Genomic DNA, 18,927 nt, shown 5'->3' with positions numbered 1-18,927 from the left:
AATGCCGATTGACCTCGTTCCTTCAGCGGGGTCAATTGCAGGACTGTTAAGGGAAACTTCATGCAGGACATCTTGCCAAGGCATTGGGCCATGATTGCCATCATGGGCTTTGTGTGGGGGTCAACATTTCTGTTGATCGAACTCGCGCTTGAGGGGCTGACGCCTCTGTGGCTTGCCACCGGGCGCATCTGGTTTGCTGTTTTGCTATTGACCGTGATCTGGGGGCTGCGCGGGTTTCGCCTGTTTCACGGGGAAACCGCCTATGGCCGCCTTGCCATCGCCAGCATCGGCAGTTCCGCCCTGCCCTTTTTCCTGATCAGCTGGGGGCAGCAATATGTGACCTCTGGCTTCACGGGTATTTGCATGACGGCGATTGCGCTGATGATCCTGCCATTGGCCCATGTCTTTGTGCCCGGGGAACAGATGAGCCTGCGCAAAGTCTTTGGCTTCACGATGGGATTTATCGGCGTGGTGCTGCTGATTGGCGTGGATGCGCTGGAAAGCAGCGGGGCTGAGTTGGAATTTTGGGGTCGCCTGTCAGTCCTTGGCGCGACGGTCAGCTACGCGGTCTGTTCGATTATCGTGCGCCGCTTACCGCCGGTGGATTCGCTCGGGCTGGCGACAATGCTGCTTTGGTTCGGTGCGATTGTGATCCTGCCCCTTGCCCTTTGGGTCGAAGGGCTGCCCGGTGCCATCGACATGCGCACGGCCATCGTCGTTGTGGTGCTTGGCTGTGTTTCCACGGCCATCGCCAACTACCTGCGGGTGCTTGTGGTGCGCGAAGCCGGACCGACGTTTATGAGCCTGACGAACTACCAAGTCCCGATCTGGGCTGTGGTCATGGGGGCGTTGATCTTGGGCGAACCGCTGCCTCCAACGCTGTTGATTGCGCTGGCGCTTATCCTTTCAGGCGTTGGCCTTAGCCAATACGGAGCTTTACGCCGCCTCTTTAGAGGCAGCGCCTCAGGGACTTAGACACTCGCTTCGACTTCGGTCACGATGCTGTCCACGACATCGGACAGCAAATCGGCATCTTCACATTCCGCCATCACGCGGATCAGGGGTTCCGTCCCAGACTTGCGGATCAACAACCTGCCCTTGCCGTTCAGACGCATTTCAGCATCTGAAATAGCCGATTTGACCGAGGCGACCTCGAGTGGTGCCTGCCCCGCCTCATAGCGCACGTTTTTCAAGAGCTGGGGTACGGTTTCAAAGTTGCGGGCCAGTTCAGATGCGGTTTTGTTGCTTTCAACCATGGCGGCAAGGAATTGCAGCCCGGCCAAGAGGCCATCGCCCGTCGTGGCGTAGTCCGTCATCACGATGTGACCGGATTGCTCGCCCCCAAGGTTAAACCCACCCTGCCGCATGCGTTCAACCACATAGCGGTCGCCCACAGCAGTGCGTTCCAACCGCAGCCCGCGGTCCGTCAGATAACGCTCAAGGCCCAGGTTGGACATCACCGTCGCGACAAGCGCGCCGCCGGCAAGTTTGCCAGCATCCGCCCAGCGGCTCGCCAACAGCGCCATGATCTGATCACCGTCGGCCACATGTCCGGTTTCATCAATGATCATCACACGATCTGCGTCGCCGTCCAAAGCGATGCCCACATCTGCACCATGGGCGACAACCGCCTCTGCGGCGGTTTGAGTGTGGGTCGAGCCACAGCCAGCATTTATGTTTGTGCCATTCGGCGAAACACCCACAGGGATGACTTCGGCCCCAAGTTCCCAGAGCGCTTCGGGCGCAGCACGGTAGGCCGCACCATTCGCGCAATCGATCACCACTTTCAGGCCCTTGAACGGGACACCGGATGGCAAAGAACTTTTGACCCGCTCAATGTAGCGGAACCGCCCGTCATCAATCCGCTTGGCGCGCCCGATGTTCTGTGGCTGCACCGCCTCCACACCTTCAAGCACGAGGCGTTCAATCTCTAGCTCGGCCTCGTCAGACAGTTTGAAGCCGTCAGGCCCAAAGAATTTGATCCCATTGTCGATCGCCTGATTGTGGCTGGCCGAAATCATCACGCCCAGATCGGCGCGCATGGATTTGGTCAGAAGCCCGACGGCGGGCGTCGGCACCGGGCCAAGCAGCAACACATTCATCCCGGTCGAGGTCAAGCCAGCGGTCAATGCGTTTTCAAACATGTAACCAGACAGACGCGTGTCTTTGCCGATAACTACACGGTGCTGATTGTCACCATCATTGCGGAAATATCGACCCACAGCGGCGCCGAGCTTCAAGGCCATATCCGCTGTCATCGGATATTGGTTCGCGGTGCCACGCACCCCGTCGGTGCCGAAAAATTTACGCGACATCATGCGCTCCTTGCGTTGCGGCCTGCCAAAGTGTCAGGGCTTGTTGGGTTTCAGCCACGTCATGCACACGCAGGAACTGAACGCCTTGTTGGATACCGGCCAAAGCGATTGCCAAAGACCCCGGCATGCGATCATCGGTGTTCTTCGCACCTGAGATGTGGCCGATCAGCGCCTTGCGCGAAGCGCCCAAAAGGATTGGACAGCCTAAGCTGTGAAACAGGCTCAGCCGCGCCAAAAGGGCAAGATTGTGCGTCAGCGCTTTGCCAAAGCCGATACCGGGATCGACAATAATCTGATCCCGCTGCAGGCCCTTCGCCTCTAGCTGCCGAACCTGTGCGTCAAGGAAGTCAAAGACGTCCAGCAGAACATCATCATAGCTCGGATCGTCCTGCATTGTCGCGGGATCGCCCTGCGCATGCATCACACAGACGGGAACCTGTTTTGTGACCGCCAGATCCGCCAAGCCCGCATCAAAGGTAAAGCCTGACACATCATTGATGATCGCGGCGCCCGCTTCCAATGCGGCAGCGGCGACCGGCGCTTTACGCGTGTCGATGCTGATCGGCGCGCTGATGTTCGGCGCGACTGCGGCAATCACCGGTGCAGTGCGCGCGGTCTCTTCGTCGATCTCTACATAGTTAGACCCCGGCCGGGTCGACTCCCCACCGATATCAATCAGGTCTGCGCCCTGATCGATCATCGCCTGCGTCCGCGCCACAGCCTGATCAGGTGCGTTAAACCGCCCGCCATCTGAAAAGCTGTCTGGCGTCACGTTCAAGATGCCCATGATCTTGGGGGCCTTCATGCTCAGGCCGGCAATGTCGCTGCGCGCGCGGGTCATCTTCGCGATGACATCTTCGGGAACCTGCGAAGCGGCAATGACTCTGGCGGGCTTACCACGCTCAAGACATTCAACATGTGTAAACCACGCCCAGCCGCCAGCTAGTGTTTGGGCGGTATCGGGCCGGGCGATATCCGTTTGCGGAATGGGTCTGAAATAGGTTGTCATTTGCCGTGAATGAGCGATCTGAATTGGCTTGGCAAGACCTCAGCCTTCAGATTGATCCAGTGTTACAATCTCTACTGGAAATGTGTCAGTGGCGGGCAAGGTTCCGCCGACATCAATCACCTGCTTGGCCTGCCATTCTTGGGCGAACCAAAGCGCCAATTCAGCGAACCCTTCTGGCGGCGTATCAGTGGCATCATTGACAAGTTTCGCGGGCGCGCAGATGCAAGGCTGGCCGGTCTTCATCGCCCAATCGATCTCTGTCCGGGTGGCGGCGACACTGACGTCCTCAAGCTGCGCAGAGAGTTGCCACGCTGCTTGCTCGACGGCCAAAAGATCAATTTGGCGCTGACTGTTCGCCGACGCCGCCTGCGGCCGATCTTTTGGGAGATCAAGGACAATGACCAATGGCGATCCGGCTGTCTGAACCACTTTCGTCAGTCGCGCGACATTCGAAAGCGCCGCGTTGCTGACAAAGGCGACAACGGGTTGAACCACCTCGGTTGCAATGGCTCCGCCTTGCCCCGGGACACGTACGATTTCAACGCCTAGCTTGCCGTTGCCTTTGTCGAGTTTTTGGATGCGGACGAAGACCCGTTTTGCCTGAGGCTCTGCAAGGATACGGTCCGCGATGCGTTCAGCAAGGGTTTCCAGCAAGTTCAGCCGTTCAGCCGCAAGTTCGTGTTCAATCGCCCAAGTCAGACGGTCATAAGACAGAATGCGGTCCACATCATCTTCAAGATCGGCCTCGGGCGCGGCCACCTCGACCACAATGTCAAAGGCGACCCGCTGGGTCATATCGCGTTCTGCCTGAAAGGCGCCGATTTCGACCTCGACCACGTGATCGCGCAATGACAGACGATCATGGACATTGTCCATTGGCATGGCCATAGCCCGGTCTTCGGGATGGGAAAATGCGGTTTGCGTATCGTCGCCCATGGTCTGCCCTCGCACACAAAAGATTGACAGCGCTATAGCAGCCCGTCCCTCGGTAGACCAGCGGTGTGGCGGTGTTTGGATTAGTTCTGCGAAACGCGGATGTGCGGACGGTAGAAGTGATGCACGCCGATGGTTGTCGTGCGCGCAAACTTACGTGCCCAACGCGGGCTAACTGCAACCGTATGATAGTAAGTCGCGCCATCTGTCAGGTCACGTGGCGCACCGTCCAGCATATATTTTGCGATCTTGCCAACGCGAGCATAGGCTTTTTTCTCACGGATTGTTTCCGGGTTACCATCACATGTGAAAGTAAACTGGCAGGCAAATTTCTTGCCAGTGCCCTGATGGATTACGTTGCAAACTGAATTTGGGAATTTTGCGCTGTCGACCCGGTTCAAAATAACCTCTGCCACAGCAAATTGACCGCGCACGCTTTCGCCGCGGGCTTCAAAGTAAAGCGCCTGAGCAAGGCATTCCCATTGCTCATCGCCGCTTACCTTTGGCTGCGCATCCACCCATTCCTTCGAACGCTCAACCTGCAGCGTTTTGGATTTTTTGCGGGGGGCAAAGAAGTCTTTCAGTTTCTGTTTATCAAGTGACGCGATTTGCTGCTCTTCTGCAGAAATCGCCTGTTGGACAGGGTCAACACTCGCGCCGCTAAACGCGGTCTGGGACGCCATTAAGATGGCAAAGATCGAAATCGCTAACGTGCGCATGGCAGCCTCGCATTCGGTGAAACCGGACTCCCCGCCCCGGCAAACATCGCGGTGACTTACCCAAAAAAGAGCAATTCGTCTACCCGCTGAGCCATTTCAGAAATTTTGGCAAAAATGCGACCAATATGTTGCGCAATTGCGGCAGCTTTCTACCCGATCTTGTCTTGGATCGTCAGCTGGGCGGCGGCAAGCCGCGCAACAGGAACGCGGAAGGGCGAGCACGAAACATAGTCCATTCCGACTTTTCGGCAGAATGCAATCGATTCGGGGCTGCCGCCGTGCTCTCCGCATACTGACAGAGTCAGGTTTGGTTGCGCCGCACGTCCGCGCGTCGCGCCGAGTTCCAACAGTTCCCCGACACCCTCGGCGTCCAGCGTATGGAACGGATCCTCGGGATAGACACCCTGCTGCACATAGGCCGACATAAACCGCCCCGCATCGTCGCGCGAGAGACCATAGGTCATTTGGGTCAAGTCGTTTGTCCCGAAGCTGAAGAAATCACAATGCGGCGCAATATCTTCGGCCCGGAGCGCGGCGCGCGGTGTCTCAACCATCACACCCAGCCGAAAGCTAAATGCCTCACCGCGTTCCGTGCGCACTGCGGCAGCCACGGCGTCGATCCGTTTTTTCACCAGTTCGACTTCGCGTTTTGCGCTGACCAATGGGATCATAATCTCTGGTACGACGGGTGCGCCATCTTTGGAGGCATCCAACGTCGCTTCAAAGATTGCGCGTGCCTGCATGTCATAAATTTCAGGCACGGTGATCCCCAAACGCACACCGCGCATGCCCAGCATTGGGTTATATTCTGACAGCGCTTCGATGCGGCGCTCGACATCCGACAAAGGTAAATCCAGCGCTTCGGCCAGATCACGCATACCAGTGCGATTGCTGGGCAGAAACTCATGCAGGGGCGGGTCAAACAAACGGATACAAACCGGCTTGCCGCCCATGATCTTGAAGAGTTCGACAAAGTCCGCCCGCTGAATGGGCAGCAGTCGTTCCAAGGCGGCGCGGCGATCTTCGGGGTCGTCGGCAAAAATCATTTCGCGCATCACCGTCAAACGATCTTCTTCGAAGAACATGTGCTCGGTCCGGCAAAGGCCAATCCCCTGCGCTTTGAAGTTGCGTGCTGTTTTCGCGTCTGCTGGCGTGTCTGCATTGGCGCGGACGCCAATATCGCGGGTTTCGTCGGCCCAGATCATCAGCTGCTTAAAGGCCCCATCCAACGTGGCCTCCAGCATCTCTGGCTCACCAGAGAGGACTTCGCCGTTGGTGCCGTCGATGGTCAGGATATCGCCTTCGCGGAACACGCGGCCATCGCGGGCGGTCAACAGCCGCTGCTTGGTCTGAAACCGGAGACTACTGGCCCCAACCACGCAGGGCAGGCCGAGCCCGCGCGCAATCACCGCAGCATGACTGGTGACACCGCCACGCTCTGTCAAAACGGCTGCCGCCGCGTGCATGCCCCGAACGTCTTCGGGGCTGGTTTGACGGCGCACCAGAATGCAAGCTTCGCCCCGCGCCGCAGAGGCCTGCGCAGCGGCCTCGGTAAAAACAATCCGGCCACTTGCCGCGCCGGGGCTTGCCGCGACGCCAGCACCGATGACATCACGCTTGGCGTTTGGATTAACTTGCCGGTGCAAAAGTTCATTCAGCGCCCGCGGCTCTACCCGCATCAACGCTTCTTCATGGCTGATAATGCCCTCTTCGGCCAAGGCCACCGCGATCCGAACCGCCGCGCGAGCGCTGCGCTGAATACGCACGCCGTCCAAAATATAGACCTCACCGTCTTGCACGGTGAACTCCATCTGCATTTCTTCACGCAGTTTCTGTCGCATCAGCTGCGCATGGCTGATCAAATTGGCAAACGCCTCGGGCTGGGCCTCTTCCAAAGAAGGGCCACGACTGTCACAGGTCAGAAAGAGCGACTTGGCCCCGGCTTCCAAAGCCTCTCGGCCCTGCGATTGCGTCAAGTAACGCCCTTTGATGACTGGCATGCCGGTATCGCCATCAACCAGTTGCAGCACACCTGACCCGCTTTCACCCCGCCCAAGACCAAAGACCATGGCCTGTACGACAAGCCCCAACCCCGCATCCGCAGGCGCCCCTTTGGCCATCCGCAAGAGGCGCGCCGACGTGCCCTCCCACGCCCGCGCCATAGAGCGTAACACGCCACCCAACTGGGTCGCCATGTCTTGGGGAAACGGTTCCTCGGCTTCGTCTTCATAAACCTCAAGCGCCGCGCGCAGGGCATCCGGGCCAGAAAGATCAATGTCATCAAACATATCCGGATCAAGCCGCGCAACATGTTCGGAATAGGCTTGAATGAAACGCAGATAGATTTCATCTGCCGCTTCTTTGCCAATCGACCCAATCAACGCCGCATGCCGGTCGTGGTTGATGCCAATGTTCAGAATCGCGCGCGGCCCGCCCCAATCGGGGTCTTCGGAACTGGGGCGCACGCAGAGCAACTGATCGTCGCCAAATGGCTCAATCAAACGCGGGATATCAGGCATATCCCCGCTGGCCAGCCGGTGCACGGCGTCAAAGGAGAGCGCGACGGTGGTTGGCACCGGCAGGTCAAGACGAAACAGCCGCTGCAGACATTTTGCACGTCCGCCGTGTGTCTGCACCGCAATGGGCGCATCCGGCGTCACAAGCGTGATAAATGGACTGTTTTTCTGCACTGCGGCATCCTCCTGTGGCGTGCAGCATACGACGCCCGGCGGCTGTGGCAAGAAAAAGCTTTCAGTCCAATCGTCGCGTCACCGGAAAGGGCGCAGGCCGGATTTTCGATGAAAATCCGGCGTTTGAGTATTTTCGGAAAGATGAAATCGAGGGGCTTTAACCCTCGACCTTCGTCAGGTCAGCCACAGACAGGCAGAGTGTGCGAATGCGCGCCAAGAGGTTCAGGCGGTTGCGGCGCACAACCTCGTTGTCGCTGTTGACCTGCACCGCCTCAAAGAAGGCATCAATTGGCGCGCGCAGGCCCGCGAGGCCTGCCATGGCAGCGGCAAAATCTCCGCCAAGGATCGCTTCCGCGATGGGGGCTTCGAATTTGTCGAGCGCCGCAAAGAGCGCCTTTTCCGCATCGTCCTCAGCGTATTTGATATCTGCGCCGTAGGAGTATTCAACGCCGTCTTTATCTTCCGCTTGGCTGAGGATGTTGTTGGCGCGTTTGAAGCCTTGCAGCAGGTTCTCGCCGTCATCGGTGGAGAGGAAGGCTTGCAGAGATGCTATGCGTGCGTTGCTCCATGGGAGCACATCACCTGTCTGCAATGACAAAACTGCGTCTACAATATCGTGCTTGTAACCCATATCGCGCAAAACGACTTTATATCGATCAAGGAAGAACCCCATCAACTCAAATCGTGTGTGCTCATCCGGACGGGAATAGGGCTTGCCGTCGTGAGCTGCTAAACCCGGATCCAAAATCCCTTCTAAAGAGTGATCAATATTATTGACCAAAACCAACCGAATAACACCCAAAGCCGCGCGACGCAGCGCAAAGGGGTCTTTTGATCCTGTCGGCTTTTCATCAATCGCCCAGAAGCCTGTCAGCAGGTCCAGCTTATCTGCCAGTGCAACAGCCACCGAAACCGGTGCTGTCGGCACATCATCGGATGGGCCCAGCGGCGAGTAATGCTCGGTCGCAGCCGCAGCCACTTCCGCCGGATGCCCCGCGAACTCCGCATAGTAGCGGCCCATTAAGCCCTGTAGCTCAGGGAATTCATAGACCATCTCGGATGACAGGTCCGCCTTCGCCCAACGCGCGGCTTTTTCTGCCAGATCAGCATCAGCGCCAACAATCGGCGCAATCTCACGCGCCAGAGCGGCAATGCGATCAATGCGTTCCGCCTGAGACCCCAGTTTGTTGTGGAAGGTCACATTCGACAGCTTCTCAATCCACTCAGACGCGCCAGCTTTCGCGGTGCGCACGTCGTTTTCCCAGAAGAATTTCGCATCCGACAGACGCGCGAAGAGAACCTTTTGGTTGCCTGCCAAAATGGTCGCGCCATTGTCTTTGGTTTCACGGTTGGCAACGGTGATGAACTTCTCAATCCGGCCCGTCTTTGGGTTTTTCACAGAGAAGAACTTCTGGTGTTCTTTCATCGAGGTCTGCAGCACCTCGGGCGGCAGATTGAGGAAGTCCTCAGCAATGTCGCCCATCAGTGTGACCGGCCATTCAACCAGACCGGCAACTTCGGCCAAGAGGCCTTTGTCGTCCACAACTTCGAGACCCTGCGCAAAGGCGAGGTTTTGGGCATCTGCCCAGATCGCCTCGGCGCGCTCTTCTGCTGAAAGGATCACGTGGTTGCGTTTCAACTTGGCAGCATAGTCTTCAAAGCCAGTGACGGCAAAGCGCCCTGCCCCCATGAATCGGTGGCCTTCAGTGGTGTCACCCGATGTGATCCCGTCGATGTCCATTGGCACAACCTCGGTGCCCGCCTCATCCGACATGATGCAAAGAATGGAATGCAGCGGGCGTACCCAACGCAATGCTCCCTTGCCCCAGCGCATGGATTTTGGCCATGGGAAGTTGCGGATGGTGTCTTCCAGAACCTCTGCCACGATCTCGGCCGCCGGGCGGCCCGGCTTTTCGATCATCGCGAAATAGACAGCACCCTTCGGCGTGTCGCGCTCTTCCAACTGGTCCATAGTCAGGCCAGCACCGCGCAAGAAGCCTTCGATGGCTTTCTCTGGTGCGCCAACCTTCGGGCCTTTGCGTTCTTCGCGGATCGTTGGGCTTTCAGCCAACATCCCCTCCAGCGCGAGCGTCAGGCGCCGCGGGGTCGAGAAGCTGGAGGCATGCGCATAGGTCAGACCCGCGGCCACCAGCCCATCGGTCACGCGCTTTTTCAGGTCTTCCACCGCGCGGGCTTGCATGCGTGCAGGGATTTCTTCGGAAAAGAGTTCAATCAGCAGATCAGGCATAATTATTGGCCTTCCGGTTTTGGCGGGCAAGTGGCGGGGAGATCTTCGCCGTCAAAGGCAAGCTTTCCGCATTCGTTGATTTCGTGCCAGGCAAATCCCCGGCCATCGGGCATGATCGCAACAATGCGGTCGATCCCATAATCGATATTTTCAGTGCCCATAAAGGCCAGTGCCTGACCGCTGCGCAGGGCCGCGCCGATTTCGGCGGCGTCAAAGCAATCAAACCAGCCCGGCGCGTTCAAAGGCGTTGCTTTGTCGACCGGCTGATAGGTTTCGCTCAGCATGGCTTGGGACATCGATGTCGTGAAGCAGGCGCGGTAGCGGATTGGGGAGCTGCCCGCGTCAATTGCTTCGAAATCCTCATAAAGGACAACTTCGGGTTCGCCAGTTGCCAACAGCGTCATGCGCACATCGTCAGAGCCGGTGGCATTCACCGGTTCATAGAAGGCGTAAATCTGAGTGTACCAGAGGCCGATGCCCATCGCGATGGCTGACAAGACGAGAACTCCTGCGAGAAGCTTACCGGTCACGCGGCTTCTCCGGTGGCGGCGCGGGTTTGCACGAAGGCGTCCGCACATTGTTTCGCCAGAGCACGCACGCGGCCAATGTAGGCTTGGCGTTCGGTCACAGAGATCACGCCACGCGCATCGAGCAGGTTGAAGATGTGGCTGGCTTTGATGCACTGATCATAGGCCGGGTGCGCCATGATGATGGTTTTGCCGGTTTTCGGATCAACGTGCTCCTGCGCGAGGATCGCCTGACACTCGGTTTCAGCCTCTTCAAAGTGGCGCAGCAGAACTTCGGTGTTGGCGACGTCAAAATTCCAGCGGGCGTATTCTTCTTCGGTTTGCTTGAAGACATCGCCATAGGTCAGCGCAATAGGCGCGTTAGGGTCGTTGAATGGCATGTCCATCACGTGGTCCACACCGAGAATATACATCGCCAAACGTTCTAGGCCGTAGGTCAACTCACCTGACACAGGATGACAATCATAGCCACCAACCTGTTGGAAATAAGTGAACTGGCTGACTTCCATACCGTCACACCAGACTTCCCAGCCAAGTCCCCAGGCGCCCAAGGTCGGGCTTTCCCAGTCGTCTTCCACGAAGCGGATATCGTGCATCTCCATGTCGATGCCGATGGCTTCCAAGGAACCAAGATAGAGCGCCTGCAAATCCGGTGGGCTTGGTTTGATCAGCACTTGATATTGGTAGTAGTGCTGCAGGCGGTTCGGGTTTTCGCCATATCGTCCATCGGTTGGGCGGCGCGAGGGCTGAACATAGGCAGCCGCCCATGGTTTTTGACCCAAAGAGCGCAGCGTCGTCGCCGGGTGGAATGTGCCGGCCCCAACTTCCATGTCATAGGGTTGCAAGATCGCACAGCCTTTGCCCGCCCAGTAAGTCTGGAGGCGCAGAATGATCTCCTGGAAGGAGCGCGGTTTGCTGTCCGTGTTTGCCGAAATTGTCATGGCTCTGCCTTTTTCAAACGCGCGTTGTACCTATGCGCAACAGACAGGCGGGTCAATTGCGCCTGAAGCCAAATTAGGGGTGCAAGTGCGCCAAGAACTGGTAAAAGAACGAGCGAATAGGAAACTTTTTTCGATCAAAGGGCTCAACCATCGATGTCGCGTTTATTTTTGTCTATTCTGTTTGTGATTTTGACCGTCGGGCGACCCGCTTTTGCACAAGAAGATATTGCTTGGGTGCAAATTGAGGCCCAGCCCAGCCTGACCGAGGCGAATACAGAAATTCGCAATTACGCAAGCCGTCTGGAAGACGTGAATGGTTTTGCGCTTGGTGGTGGCTGGTATGGGATCGCGCTTGGGCCCTACACGCGCGAAGATGCCGAAGTTGTTCTGAACACCTATCGCAACGACGGATTGATCCCGCGCGACAGCTACATCACCTTTTCATCGACCTTTGAAAGCCAGTTCTGGCCAGTTGGAGCGAACCTTTTGAACTTGCGGTTGGAAGCGCCGGTTGCAGAGCCTGAAACCGACGCGTCCCTGACGACGGAGGAAAGCGCTGCAGAAGCAGATGTCGAAATCGCCATTCCAGATGAAACCCCACGCGAAGCGCGCGCCAGTGAGGCCCGGCTGAGCCGCGCCGAAAAGCAGGAACTTCAGACTTGGCTGCAATGGGCCGGGTTCTACAACAGCGCGATTGACGGCGCTTTCGGTCGCGGCACCCGCGCGTCGATGTCAGCGTGGCAGGCCGCGAACGGCCATGAAACCACGGGTGTTCTGACAACTGCGCAGCGCGCGCAGCTTAAGGCGCAATACAATGCGGTCCTCGATGGGCTTGATTTGCAGCCCTACACCAGCCTCGAAGCTGGGATTGAAATCATGATCCCAACCGGTGTGGTCGAGAAGGTCTCTGCCGAATATCCCTTTGTGAATTTTGCATCGACTGGCGACATTGAGGCACAGGTGGTTCTGATCAGCCAAGCGGGCAATCAGGCGACGCTGTTTGGCCTCTATGACATTATGCAGACGCTGGAACTGGTGCCTTTGGAAGGCCCACGTGAACGTCGCAACAACAGCTTTGTCCTTGTCGGCGAAGATGCCAATCGCATCAGCCACACTGAGGTCGAACTCGAGGGCGGCGAAATCAAGGGCTTCACGCTGGTCTGGCCTGCCGGGGACGAAGAACGCCGTCGCCGCCTGCTGTCTGAAATGCGAAATTCCTTTACGCGCCTTGATGGCGTCATGGACCCTTCTGTTGGCTCAGAGGCGTTGCAAGATCTGGATCTTCTGTCTGGCCTTGAAATCCGCCGCCCGAAAATGTCGCGTTCTGGTTTCTACATTGATCGGTCGGGCACTGTCGTCACCACCGCAGAGGTCGTGGGCAACTGCCAGCGCATCACGTTGGACAACGACTATGATGCGGAGCTGATGGGTGTGAACGACCAACTGGGTGTCGCTGTCCTGCGACCCTCCACGCGGCTGGCCCCGATGTCTGTGGCGACCTTCAGCGAAGCGACCCCACGTCTGCAGTCAGAGGTCGCGGTGGCGGGCTATTCCTTTGAAGGTGCATTGGGCGCACCAACCGTCACCTTCGGCACATTGGCTGACCTGCGCGGGCTGCAAGGCGAAGAGGAATTGACCCGCCTCGCCCTAGCCCCATTACCCGGCGACGCGGGCGGCCCGGTGTTTGATGCTGGAGGGTCTGTCGTTGGCATGCTGCTGCCGCCCCCAAGCGCGTCTGACCGCCAATTGCCAGCAGATGTTAGCTTTGCGGCACGCGGCGACTTAATCCGCGCGGTCCTTTCGGAAGAAGGCATCACGACGGCCACCAACACGGCCAACGCTGCCATGCCCCCAGAGGATTTGACAACATTAGCCGGAGAGATCACGGTACTGGTCAGTTGCTGGTAAGCCCCTCAAAACGAAACAGAAAAACCCCGCCATCGGCGGGGTTTTTATTTGCGGTCTGTTAGGTGTTCTTCCCAATTTTACCAAGATGCGTGGATTGGAAGCTTTCTTCTGATTTCAGGCCGTAGCCAAGCATCCGGTCAAATCCGCTATGCCCCAACAAAAGCACGCCGATTGCAGCCACTAAGGAAGCGTCAATCACATAGCCCAAGGCCATGATCAAAGCGCCCAGTCCGTAAAGGTGGCAAAGGTTATAAACACGCGCCCCAAAACGATTGTCTTTCAGGTAAGCTAAAAAGCTAAGATCAGGCGCAAAGAAAATTAGCAGAGCGCTCCACCACGCCAAGGGACTGTCCACCTGCGTGTATATCACCAGACTGGCCGCAAATACCGCAGCCCCCTCTGCCTGTTGCCATTTACGTGCAATAATCATTGTGCCCCTACTCCGCTCTGACATGGTGCAATCTTAGTCTGTAATACAAAAAAGGGAGCCGGAAATGTGGCTCCCTATGAATTCAGATGTGCATCGAAGATTAACGATCAAGGTCCAACGCTTCGAGAAGCTCTTGCAACGTGGCCTTTTCCGTTTGATTCATCTGCGCATTCCGAGACCGGAACAACGTCGCCTGCGACCGCAGGATTGGACCATCTGACAGAATCTTGAGGTGGTTCGCGCGCAGGGTCTCCCCGGTCGAGGTGATATCGGCAATCGCCTCTGCCGTCATGTTTTTGACGGTGCCCTCGGTCGCGCCTTGGCTGTCGACCAGTTGGTAATCCGCGACCCCGTTTTCACGCAGGTAATCCCGCACCAGCCGGTGGTATTTGGTGGCAATCCGCAGTCTGAACCCGTGTGCTTTGCGGAAGGCCGCCGCAGCCGCGTCCAAATCTTCGAGCAGGTCAACATCCACCCAGCATTGCGGCACGGCAATAATCAGGTCCGCGCGGCCAAATCCAAGTTCGGCAAGCGGTTCGACCTGTTGTTCCCACAGACCGAGCTTTTCCTGAATCAGGTCAGTGCCCGTCACACCCAGATGAATGCGCCCGGCTTTGAGTTCGCGCGGGATTTCCCCGGCGCTCAGCAGCACAAGTTCAACACCATCAATGCCGTCCACAGCACCTGCATATTCGCGCTCAGACCCAGTGCGCGTCAAAGAAACACCCCGGGCACCAAACCAGTCAAAAGTCTTTTCCATCAAGCGCCCTTTGGAGGGCACACCCAGTTTGATCGTCATGCCTGCCCCTCCAGCGCCAAAAGAACTTCGGGGCGGATCACCGCACCCACAGCTGGAATTTCATTGCCCCCGCCGAGAACGCGGGTCAGCGCGTCATAGCGACCGCCAGTTGCCACCGCAGGTAGGTCCGCTCGACCTTCGGCGTGGAATTCAAAGACGAAGCCGTCGTAATATTCCATGTTCGTACGGCCATAACTTCCTTCAAATTCAATCGCACCAACGTCGATGCCTTTGGCGTCCATCGCGTCAATCCGCTCGCGCAGGCTGAAAACGGCGTGGGTGATTGCAGGCATGTCGACCGCAATATCGCGCAGACGTTCCAGGGCAAACGGCAGGGTTTCCCGCACATCCAGCAAGGCATCCAGCAACTCGACCTGAACCGAAGAGATCGGGGCGGCGTTCACGTCTTCGCGCAGCGCCTCGATACGCTCTGAAATCTCATCCGGTGAGCGCAAGCCAATGAAAGGCACACCAGTTTGCAAAGGCGCATCCATGTCTAGCAGCGCCTGACGGCTTTGGGGCACCGTCATGCGGCCTGAATAACGATCCAGAAGCGCGCGGAATCGTCTTGGCCGCCAGATGTGGCGCTTCAAAGCCTCCTTGCGGCGGTCTGTCGTTTCAAGCCCTTGTACGGCCGCCATAAGCAACCCGATGTCTCCGGTGCTTGCGCGCACGTCGACATCTGCCAAAGCCACGTGGATTAAACCAAACACTTCTGCATCCGCAGCGGCTGGGTTGTCACGGTCAAAGACCTCGTATCCGACCTGCGTGTATTCGTTCGCACGGCTGGTGTCGGCATCCTGACGGCGGAAAACTTCACCGGCATAGGTATAGCGCGCCGGTTCTGCCCCGTGCTGCATGTGCATCTGCACCACTGGCACCGTGAAATCCGGGCGCAGCATCTGTTCACCCAGCAGGCTATCGCTTGTGACATAGGCACGTGCACGGATGTCCTCACCATAGAGGTCCAGAAGCACCTCGGCAGGCTGCAGCAAAGGGGTTTCGGCGACCGTTGCGCCCGCTGCCTCGAAGGTGGCGCGCAACTCTGCAGCGCGCGCACGGATCAACGCTTTTTGTGGCATCAGCCCTGCCCTTCCGACTGGCTTGCCAATATCTCGCGGACCTTTGCGACAAGATCACCGCGCGGCACTTCAAACTGGCTTGGGCGTTCTTTCCACTCTTCCAGAGTGGCGCTTTCGGCAATTTTTGCGCCAAGGATCAGGTCTTTGATCTGAATGACGCCATTTGCCTTTTCGTCGCCACCTTCGATTACCGCGATCGGAGATTGGCGTTTGTCGGCATATTTCAACTGGTTGCCAAAGTTCTTGGGGTTGCCAAGGTAGACTTCGGCCCGGATGCCAGCATTACGCAGCTCTGCAACCATGGCCTGATAATCCGCCATGCGATCCCGATCCATAACGGTCACCACAACAGGCCCCGTAGCAACGCCACCAATGCGACCCTTTTCACGGAGGGCCGCCAATAGGCGATCAACACCAATGGACACACCTGTCGCTGGCACGGCTTGACCTGTGAAACGCTTCACAAGGTCATCATAACGACCACCACCGGACACGGACCCAAACTGGCGCTTGCGGCCTTTTTCGTCGAAAATCTCAAACGTTAGCTCGGCCTCAAAGACGGGACCGGTATAGTAGCCAAGGCCACGCACAACAGATGGGTCAATTTCGATGCGGTCCGCGCCGTAGCCACCAGCGGCCAACAGGTCGCCTATCTGTTCCAACTCGGCAATGCCCTCGGCCCCCATCTGCGATGCACCAACCGCCGCCCGCAGATTTGCAAAGGTTTGAGCCACGTCATCTGCTTTGGAGGTCAGGAAGGCAATCACAGGCTCGGCCTGATCATCGGAAAGACCGACGCCATCAATATAAGCGCCCGACGCATCCAAACGCCCCCTGCCAAGCAATTCACGCACACCGCTTTCGCCGACCTTGTCGAACTTGTCGATGGTGCGCAGCACGTTGTCTTTGGCGGCTTGATCTTCGCCGAGCCCCATGGCTTCCAACACGCCATTCAGAACTTTGCGATTATTCACGCGCACCAGATAGTCACCGCGCGGGATGCCGACGGTTTCAAGCGTATCAGACAACATCGCGCAGATCTCAGCGTCCGCGGCCATGCTCGCCGTGCCAACTGTATCCGCGTCACACTGATAGAACTGGCGATAGCGCCCCGGTCCGGGCTTTTCATTGCGCCAAACCGGCCCCATGGCATAGCGGCGATAGGGTGTTGGCAGGTCATTGCGGTGCTGCGCATAGACCCGCGCCAAAGGCGCCGTCAGATCATAGCGCAGCGCCATCCAATCGCCTTGCCCGTCGTCATCGGATTCTTGCCATGCAAAAACGCCTTCGTTTGGGCGATCGACATCCGGCAAGAATTTCCCAAGCGCTTCGACGGTTTCCACCGCCGCGCTTTCCAAAGCGTCAAAGCCATAACGATGATAGACACCCGCAATCTGATGCAGCATTTCGGCGCGCTCGGTCACTTCTTCGCCGAAATAGTCGCGAAATCCCTTGGGCGTGATTGCCTTGGGGCGCGGGGCTTTTTTCACTTTGGCCATCGCTTTTCATTCCCTGATCGCTGGGTGGTCAAGTTTACTTGGCCCGCACTTACCCCAGCCCCATCGGGCAGGCAACCCAAGGTGCAGCGTCAAAGCCCATCGGACTGCAAAAGACATGATTTGGGCTAGTCGTCCTCGTTTGACCAGCGTTTGGTAAAGGGTTCCGACAGAAACATCAGCGCCACGATCATGAAAGTCACCCCCCCGGCAAGCCAAAGCTCACCGATTCCACAGATTAGGCCAATGACCCCGGCGCTCCAGATACTGGCGGCGCTCGCCGCGCCTTTGACATAGTCGCCCTGACGATACATCGCGCCAGCGCCCAGAAATCCGATTCCGGTCAAAACACCCTGCATAACCTTGGTCGCATCCACACTTTCCACCGTGCGTCCACCTGTCAGTGGAAAATCCAAGGTTGCGATCAGCACAGCACAGGCCACAACCGAGATGATCACAAAAGGTCGGAAATCTATGGGTTTCCTGTGCCAAAACCGTTCCAGCCCAATGGCCAGCGGCAACAGAATCGCCGCTATCAGTTTCAAAATGGCGTTCGCCCATGTCAGATTGTCAGGTGCAAAGAGTTCATTCATAGGAACAGTCTATACGGCAACCTCCTTGTATTGCTACGTTTTCCTAAGGGCGCATCGAAATCTTGACCTACTCACAGACAGCGCCTAGGGCAGAGCCATGGAAAAACTCGAAGAACAAATCGCCCACCTGACCAAAACCGTCGAAGACCTGTCGGATGTGATTGCCCGTCAGGACACGGATATCGCCCTGTTACAGCGGCGCGTTCAGATGCTTTTGGAACGCGAAGCCGACCGTGAAGCGGCTGGCGGGGGTGGCGTTGTCATCGGGGATGAGCGCCCGCCACATTATTAATCCGTTCGTAAATTTGATCCAAATATCAGCTTGGTTCGTAACTCTCCTACAACAAACTGGGAGAGAACCATGAAGAAGACACTTTCTGTAGCCGCTGTTTCGCTGATGTTTGCCGCCCCGGCCTTTGCTGGCGGGCATTGTGACGGTGACGCCTGCGTGGTCAATAAAGCAGGGAAAACCGTCTGGACCATCGATAGCCTTGAGAACCTAGAAGGCACCAACCCTGGCGGCAAAGGTCGCACCCAGAACGCGGCGGGCGGTCTTACCAAGGCCGTCGGCGCTGGTGGGCTAAATTTGGTCGTGCCATCTGAGGACTAAGAAGAACCTGAGACGGCAGATGCTGCCGTCTCAACGCAACGCCAGCTAAAGACCCTAGACCGTTTTTAGGCTTGGCAGCAGCGATGATTTCGTCTCTAGCAACCGGTCGCAGAACGATTAGGGTTAGTGTTTCGGCTGTATGTAGATGCCTCTTGCTCTTTGAGCTTCTTCATATGTGTCGAAGAACCCTTCAACATCTAACAAAAGCTTCTTGTCGGCGTAAAAGTCGTAAAAATCCCTCACGACGTTGCTTTCTTCAATATATTTCAGCAGACCAAGGCGAAACTTCCTTGATTTAGCTTTTGCAGGGAGGCGTGATAGCCAATGATTGTTGGGGCGACCTAGGCGTTGACCTTTCACCAAACTTCCTCCGCTGGGCAACGGATTCATTCCCATAACGAAAGTAAATTGATCCAATTCTGGCGGCATTGAAAACAGCAGCAAGATGTTTTGGTATTCTATCTCAAGTTGGCACCATAGTTTGGAGCTGGTCAGAAATGGATGCCGAACGACAGCTGGCCCCCTTTCAAATGACTGATTTGAATACGCGAACTTCCGAGCGCCAGCCCAACCACTAATGGGCCCCCAACAAAACTCCTTAGAATAGGTTAATTTCGCCTTCTTCAC

At 57.2% G+C, this 18,927-nt stretch carries 18 protein-coding genes; 4 read left to right on the top strand and 14 right to left on the bottom strand.

Features of this window, described 5'->3' with window-relative positions; all coding sequences use genetic code 11:
* The first annotated feature begins 60 nt into the window (after nucleotides 1-60).
* On the top strand, nucleotides 61-975 hold the full coding sequence (locus tag BUA39_RS14025; RefSeq protein WP_072793850.1) for a DMT family transporter: 915 nt from the start codon (nucleotides 61-63) through the stop codon (nucleotides 973-975).
* Here BUA39_RS14025 and glmM read toward each other — a convergent pair.
* From glmM to BUA39_RS13985, 8 genes are all read right to left on the bottom strand, one after another.
* Nucleotides 972-2,315, bottom strand: coding sequence for a phosphoglucosamine mutase (gene glmM, locus BUA39_RS14020; protein WP_072793849.1), 1,344 nt, complete (start codon nucleotides 2,313-2,315; stop codon nucleotides 972-974). The genes BUA39_RS14025 and glmM overlap by 4 nt on opposite strands.
* Nucleotides 2,305-3,324: a dihydropteroate synthase gene (gene folP / locus BUA39_RS14015; RefSeq protein ID WP_072793848.1), complete on the bottom strand. Its 1,020-nt coding sequence runs from the start codon at nucleotides 3,322-3,324 to the stop codon at nucleotides 2,305-2,307. Before folP ends, glmM begins: the two co-directional genes overlap by 11 nt.
* Nucleotides 3,325-3,363: 39 nt before the next feature.
* Nucleotides 3,364-4,260, bottom strand: a complete 897-nt coding sequence (locus BUA39_RS14010) for a dihydroneopterin aldolase (protein WP_072793847.1) — start codon at nucleotides 4,258-4,260, stop codon at nucleotides 3,364-3,366.
* Nucleotides 4,261-4,340: 80 nt separating this feature from the next.
* Entirely contained in the window at nucleotides 4,341-4,976 is a 636-nt protein-coding gene (locus BUA39_RS14005; protein WP_072793846.1) for a cell wall hydrolase, read from the bottom strand.
* 149 nt (nucleotides 4,977-5,125) lie between these two features.
* Entirely contained in the window at nucleotides 5,126-7,666 is a 2,541-nt protein-coding gene (ppdK, locus tag BUA39_RS14000; RefSeq protein WP_072793845.1) for a pyruvate, phosphate dikinase, read from the bottom strand.
* Nucleotides 7,667-7,823: 157 nt separating this feature from the next.
* Nucleotides 7,824-9,866 carry a glycine--tRNA ligase subunit beta gene (gene glyS / locus BUA39_RS13995; protein ID WP_423219945.1) on the bottom strand — a complete coding sequence of 681 codons (2,043 nt, stop codon included), beginning with the start codon at nucleotides 9,864-9,866 and terminating at the stop codon, nucleotides 7,824-7,826.
* 50 nt (nucleotides 9,867-9,916) lie between these two features.
* Nucleotides 9,917-10,444: a DUF6446 family protein gene (locus tag BUA39_RS13990; protein WP_242648608.1), complete on the bottom strand. Its 528-nt coding sequence runs from the start codon at nucleotides 10,442-10,444 to the stop codon at nucleotides 9,917-9,919.
* A complete protein-coding gene (locus BUA39_RS13985) occupies nucleotides 10,441-11,382 on the bottom strand; it encodes a glycine--tRNA ligase subunit alpha (RefSeq protein WP_072793842.1) in 942 nt (313 codons plus the stop codon). Before BUA39_RS13985 ends, BUA39_RS13990 begins: the two co-directional genes overlap by 4 nt.
* Before the next feature lie 153 nt (nucleotides 11,383-11,535).
* Here BUA39_RS13985 and BUA39_RS13980 point away from each other — a divergent pair, with 153 nt between their 5' ends.
* Nucleotides 11,536-13,290, top strand: coding sequence for a serine protease (locus BUA39_RS13980; protein ID WP_072793841.1), 1,755 nt, complete (start codon nucleotides 11,536-11,538; stop codon nucleotides 13,288-13,290).
* Between the two features lie 58 nt (nucleotides 13,291-13,348).
* On the opposite strand, the gene BUA39_RS13975 is transcribed toward BUA39_RS13980, so the two are convergent.
* The 5 genes from BUA39_RS13975 to BUA39_RS13955 form a co-directional block, all read right to left on the bottom strand.
* On the bottom strand, nucleotides 13,349-13,720 hold the full coding sequence (locus BUA39_RS13975; protein WP_072793840.1) for a DUF4260 domain-containing protein: 372 nt from the start codon (nucleotides 13,718-13,720) through the stop codon (nucleotides 13,349-13,351).
* Between the two features lie 100 nt (nucleotides 13,721-13,820).
* Entirely contained in the window at nucleotides 13,821-14,519 is a 699-nt protein-coding gene (hisG, locus tag BUA39_RS13970; RefSeq protein WP_072793839.1) for an ATP phosphoribosyltransferase, read from the bottom strand.
* On the bottom strand, nucleotides 14,516-15,601 hold the full coding sequence (locus tag BUA39_RS13965; protein ID WP_072793838.1) for an ATP phosphoribosyltransferase regulatory subunit: 1,086 nt from the start codon (nucleotides 15,599-15,601) through the stop codon (nucleotides 14,516-14,518). The genes hisG and BUA39_RS13965 overlap by 4 nt, the downstream gene beginning before the upstream one ends.
* Nucleotides 15,601-17,100, bottom strand: a complete 1,500-nt coding sequence (hisS, locus tag BUA39_RS13960) for a histidine--tRNA ligase (RefSeq protein WP_072793837.1) — start codon at nucleotides 17,098-17,100, stop codon at nucleotides 15,601-15,603. Before hisS ends, BUA39_RS13965 begins: the two co-directional genes overlap by 1 nt.
* Before the next feature lie 125 nt (nucleotides 17,101-17,225).
* Nucleotides 17,226-17,690 carry an MgtC/SapB family protein gene (locus tag BUA39_RS13955; protein WP_072793836.1) on the bottom strand — a complete coding sequence of 155 codons (465 nt, stop codon included), beginning with the start codon at nucleotides 17,688-17,690 and terminating at the stop codon, nucleotides 17,226-17,228.
* 97 nt (nucleotides 17,691-17,787) lie between these two features.
* On the opposite strand from BUA39_RS13955, the gene BUA39_RS13950 reads away from it, so the two are divergent.
* Nucleotides 17,788-17,982 (top strand): SlyX family protein, encoded by a 195-nt coding sequence (locus BUA39_RS13950; protein ID WP_072793835.1) that lies wholly within the window; start codon nucleotides 17,788-17,790, stop codon nucleotides 17,980-17,982.
* A gap of 69 nt (nucleotides 17,983-18,051) precedes the next feature.
* Nucleotides 18,052-18,300, top strand: coding sequence for a hypothetical protein (locus BUA39_RS13945; protein WP_072793834.1), 249 nt, complete (start codon nucleotides 18,052-18,054; stop codon nucleotides 18,298-18,300).
* A gap of 123 nt (nucleotides 18,301-18,423) precedes the next feature.
* On the opposite strand, the gene BUA39_RS13940 is transcribed toward BUA39_RS13945, so the two are convergent.
* Nucleotides 18,424-18,927 carry a hypothetical protein gene (locus tag BUA39_RS13940; RefSeq protein ID WP_072793833.1) on the bottom strand — a complete coding sequence of 168 codons (504 nt, stop codon included), beginning with the start codon at nucleotides 18,925-18,927 and terminating at the stop codon, nucleotides 18,424-18,426.

The sequence above is a fragment of the Cognatishimia maritima genome, assembly GCF_900129685.1.
Taxonomy (GTDB): Bacteria; Pseudomonadota; Alphaproteobacteria; order Rhodobacterales; family Rhodobacteraceae; genus Cognatishimia; species Cognatishimia maritima.
This window is presented reverse-complemented; position numbering and strand designations above follow the sequence as displayed.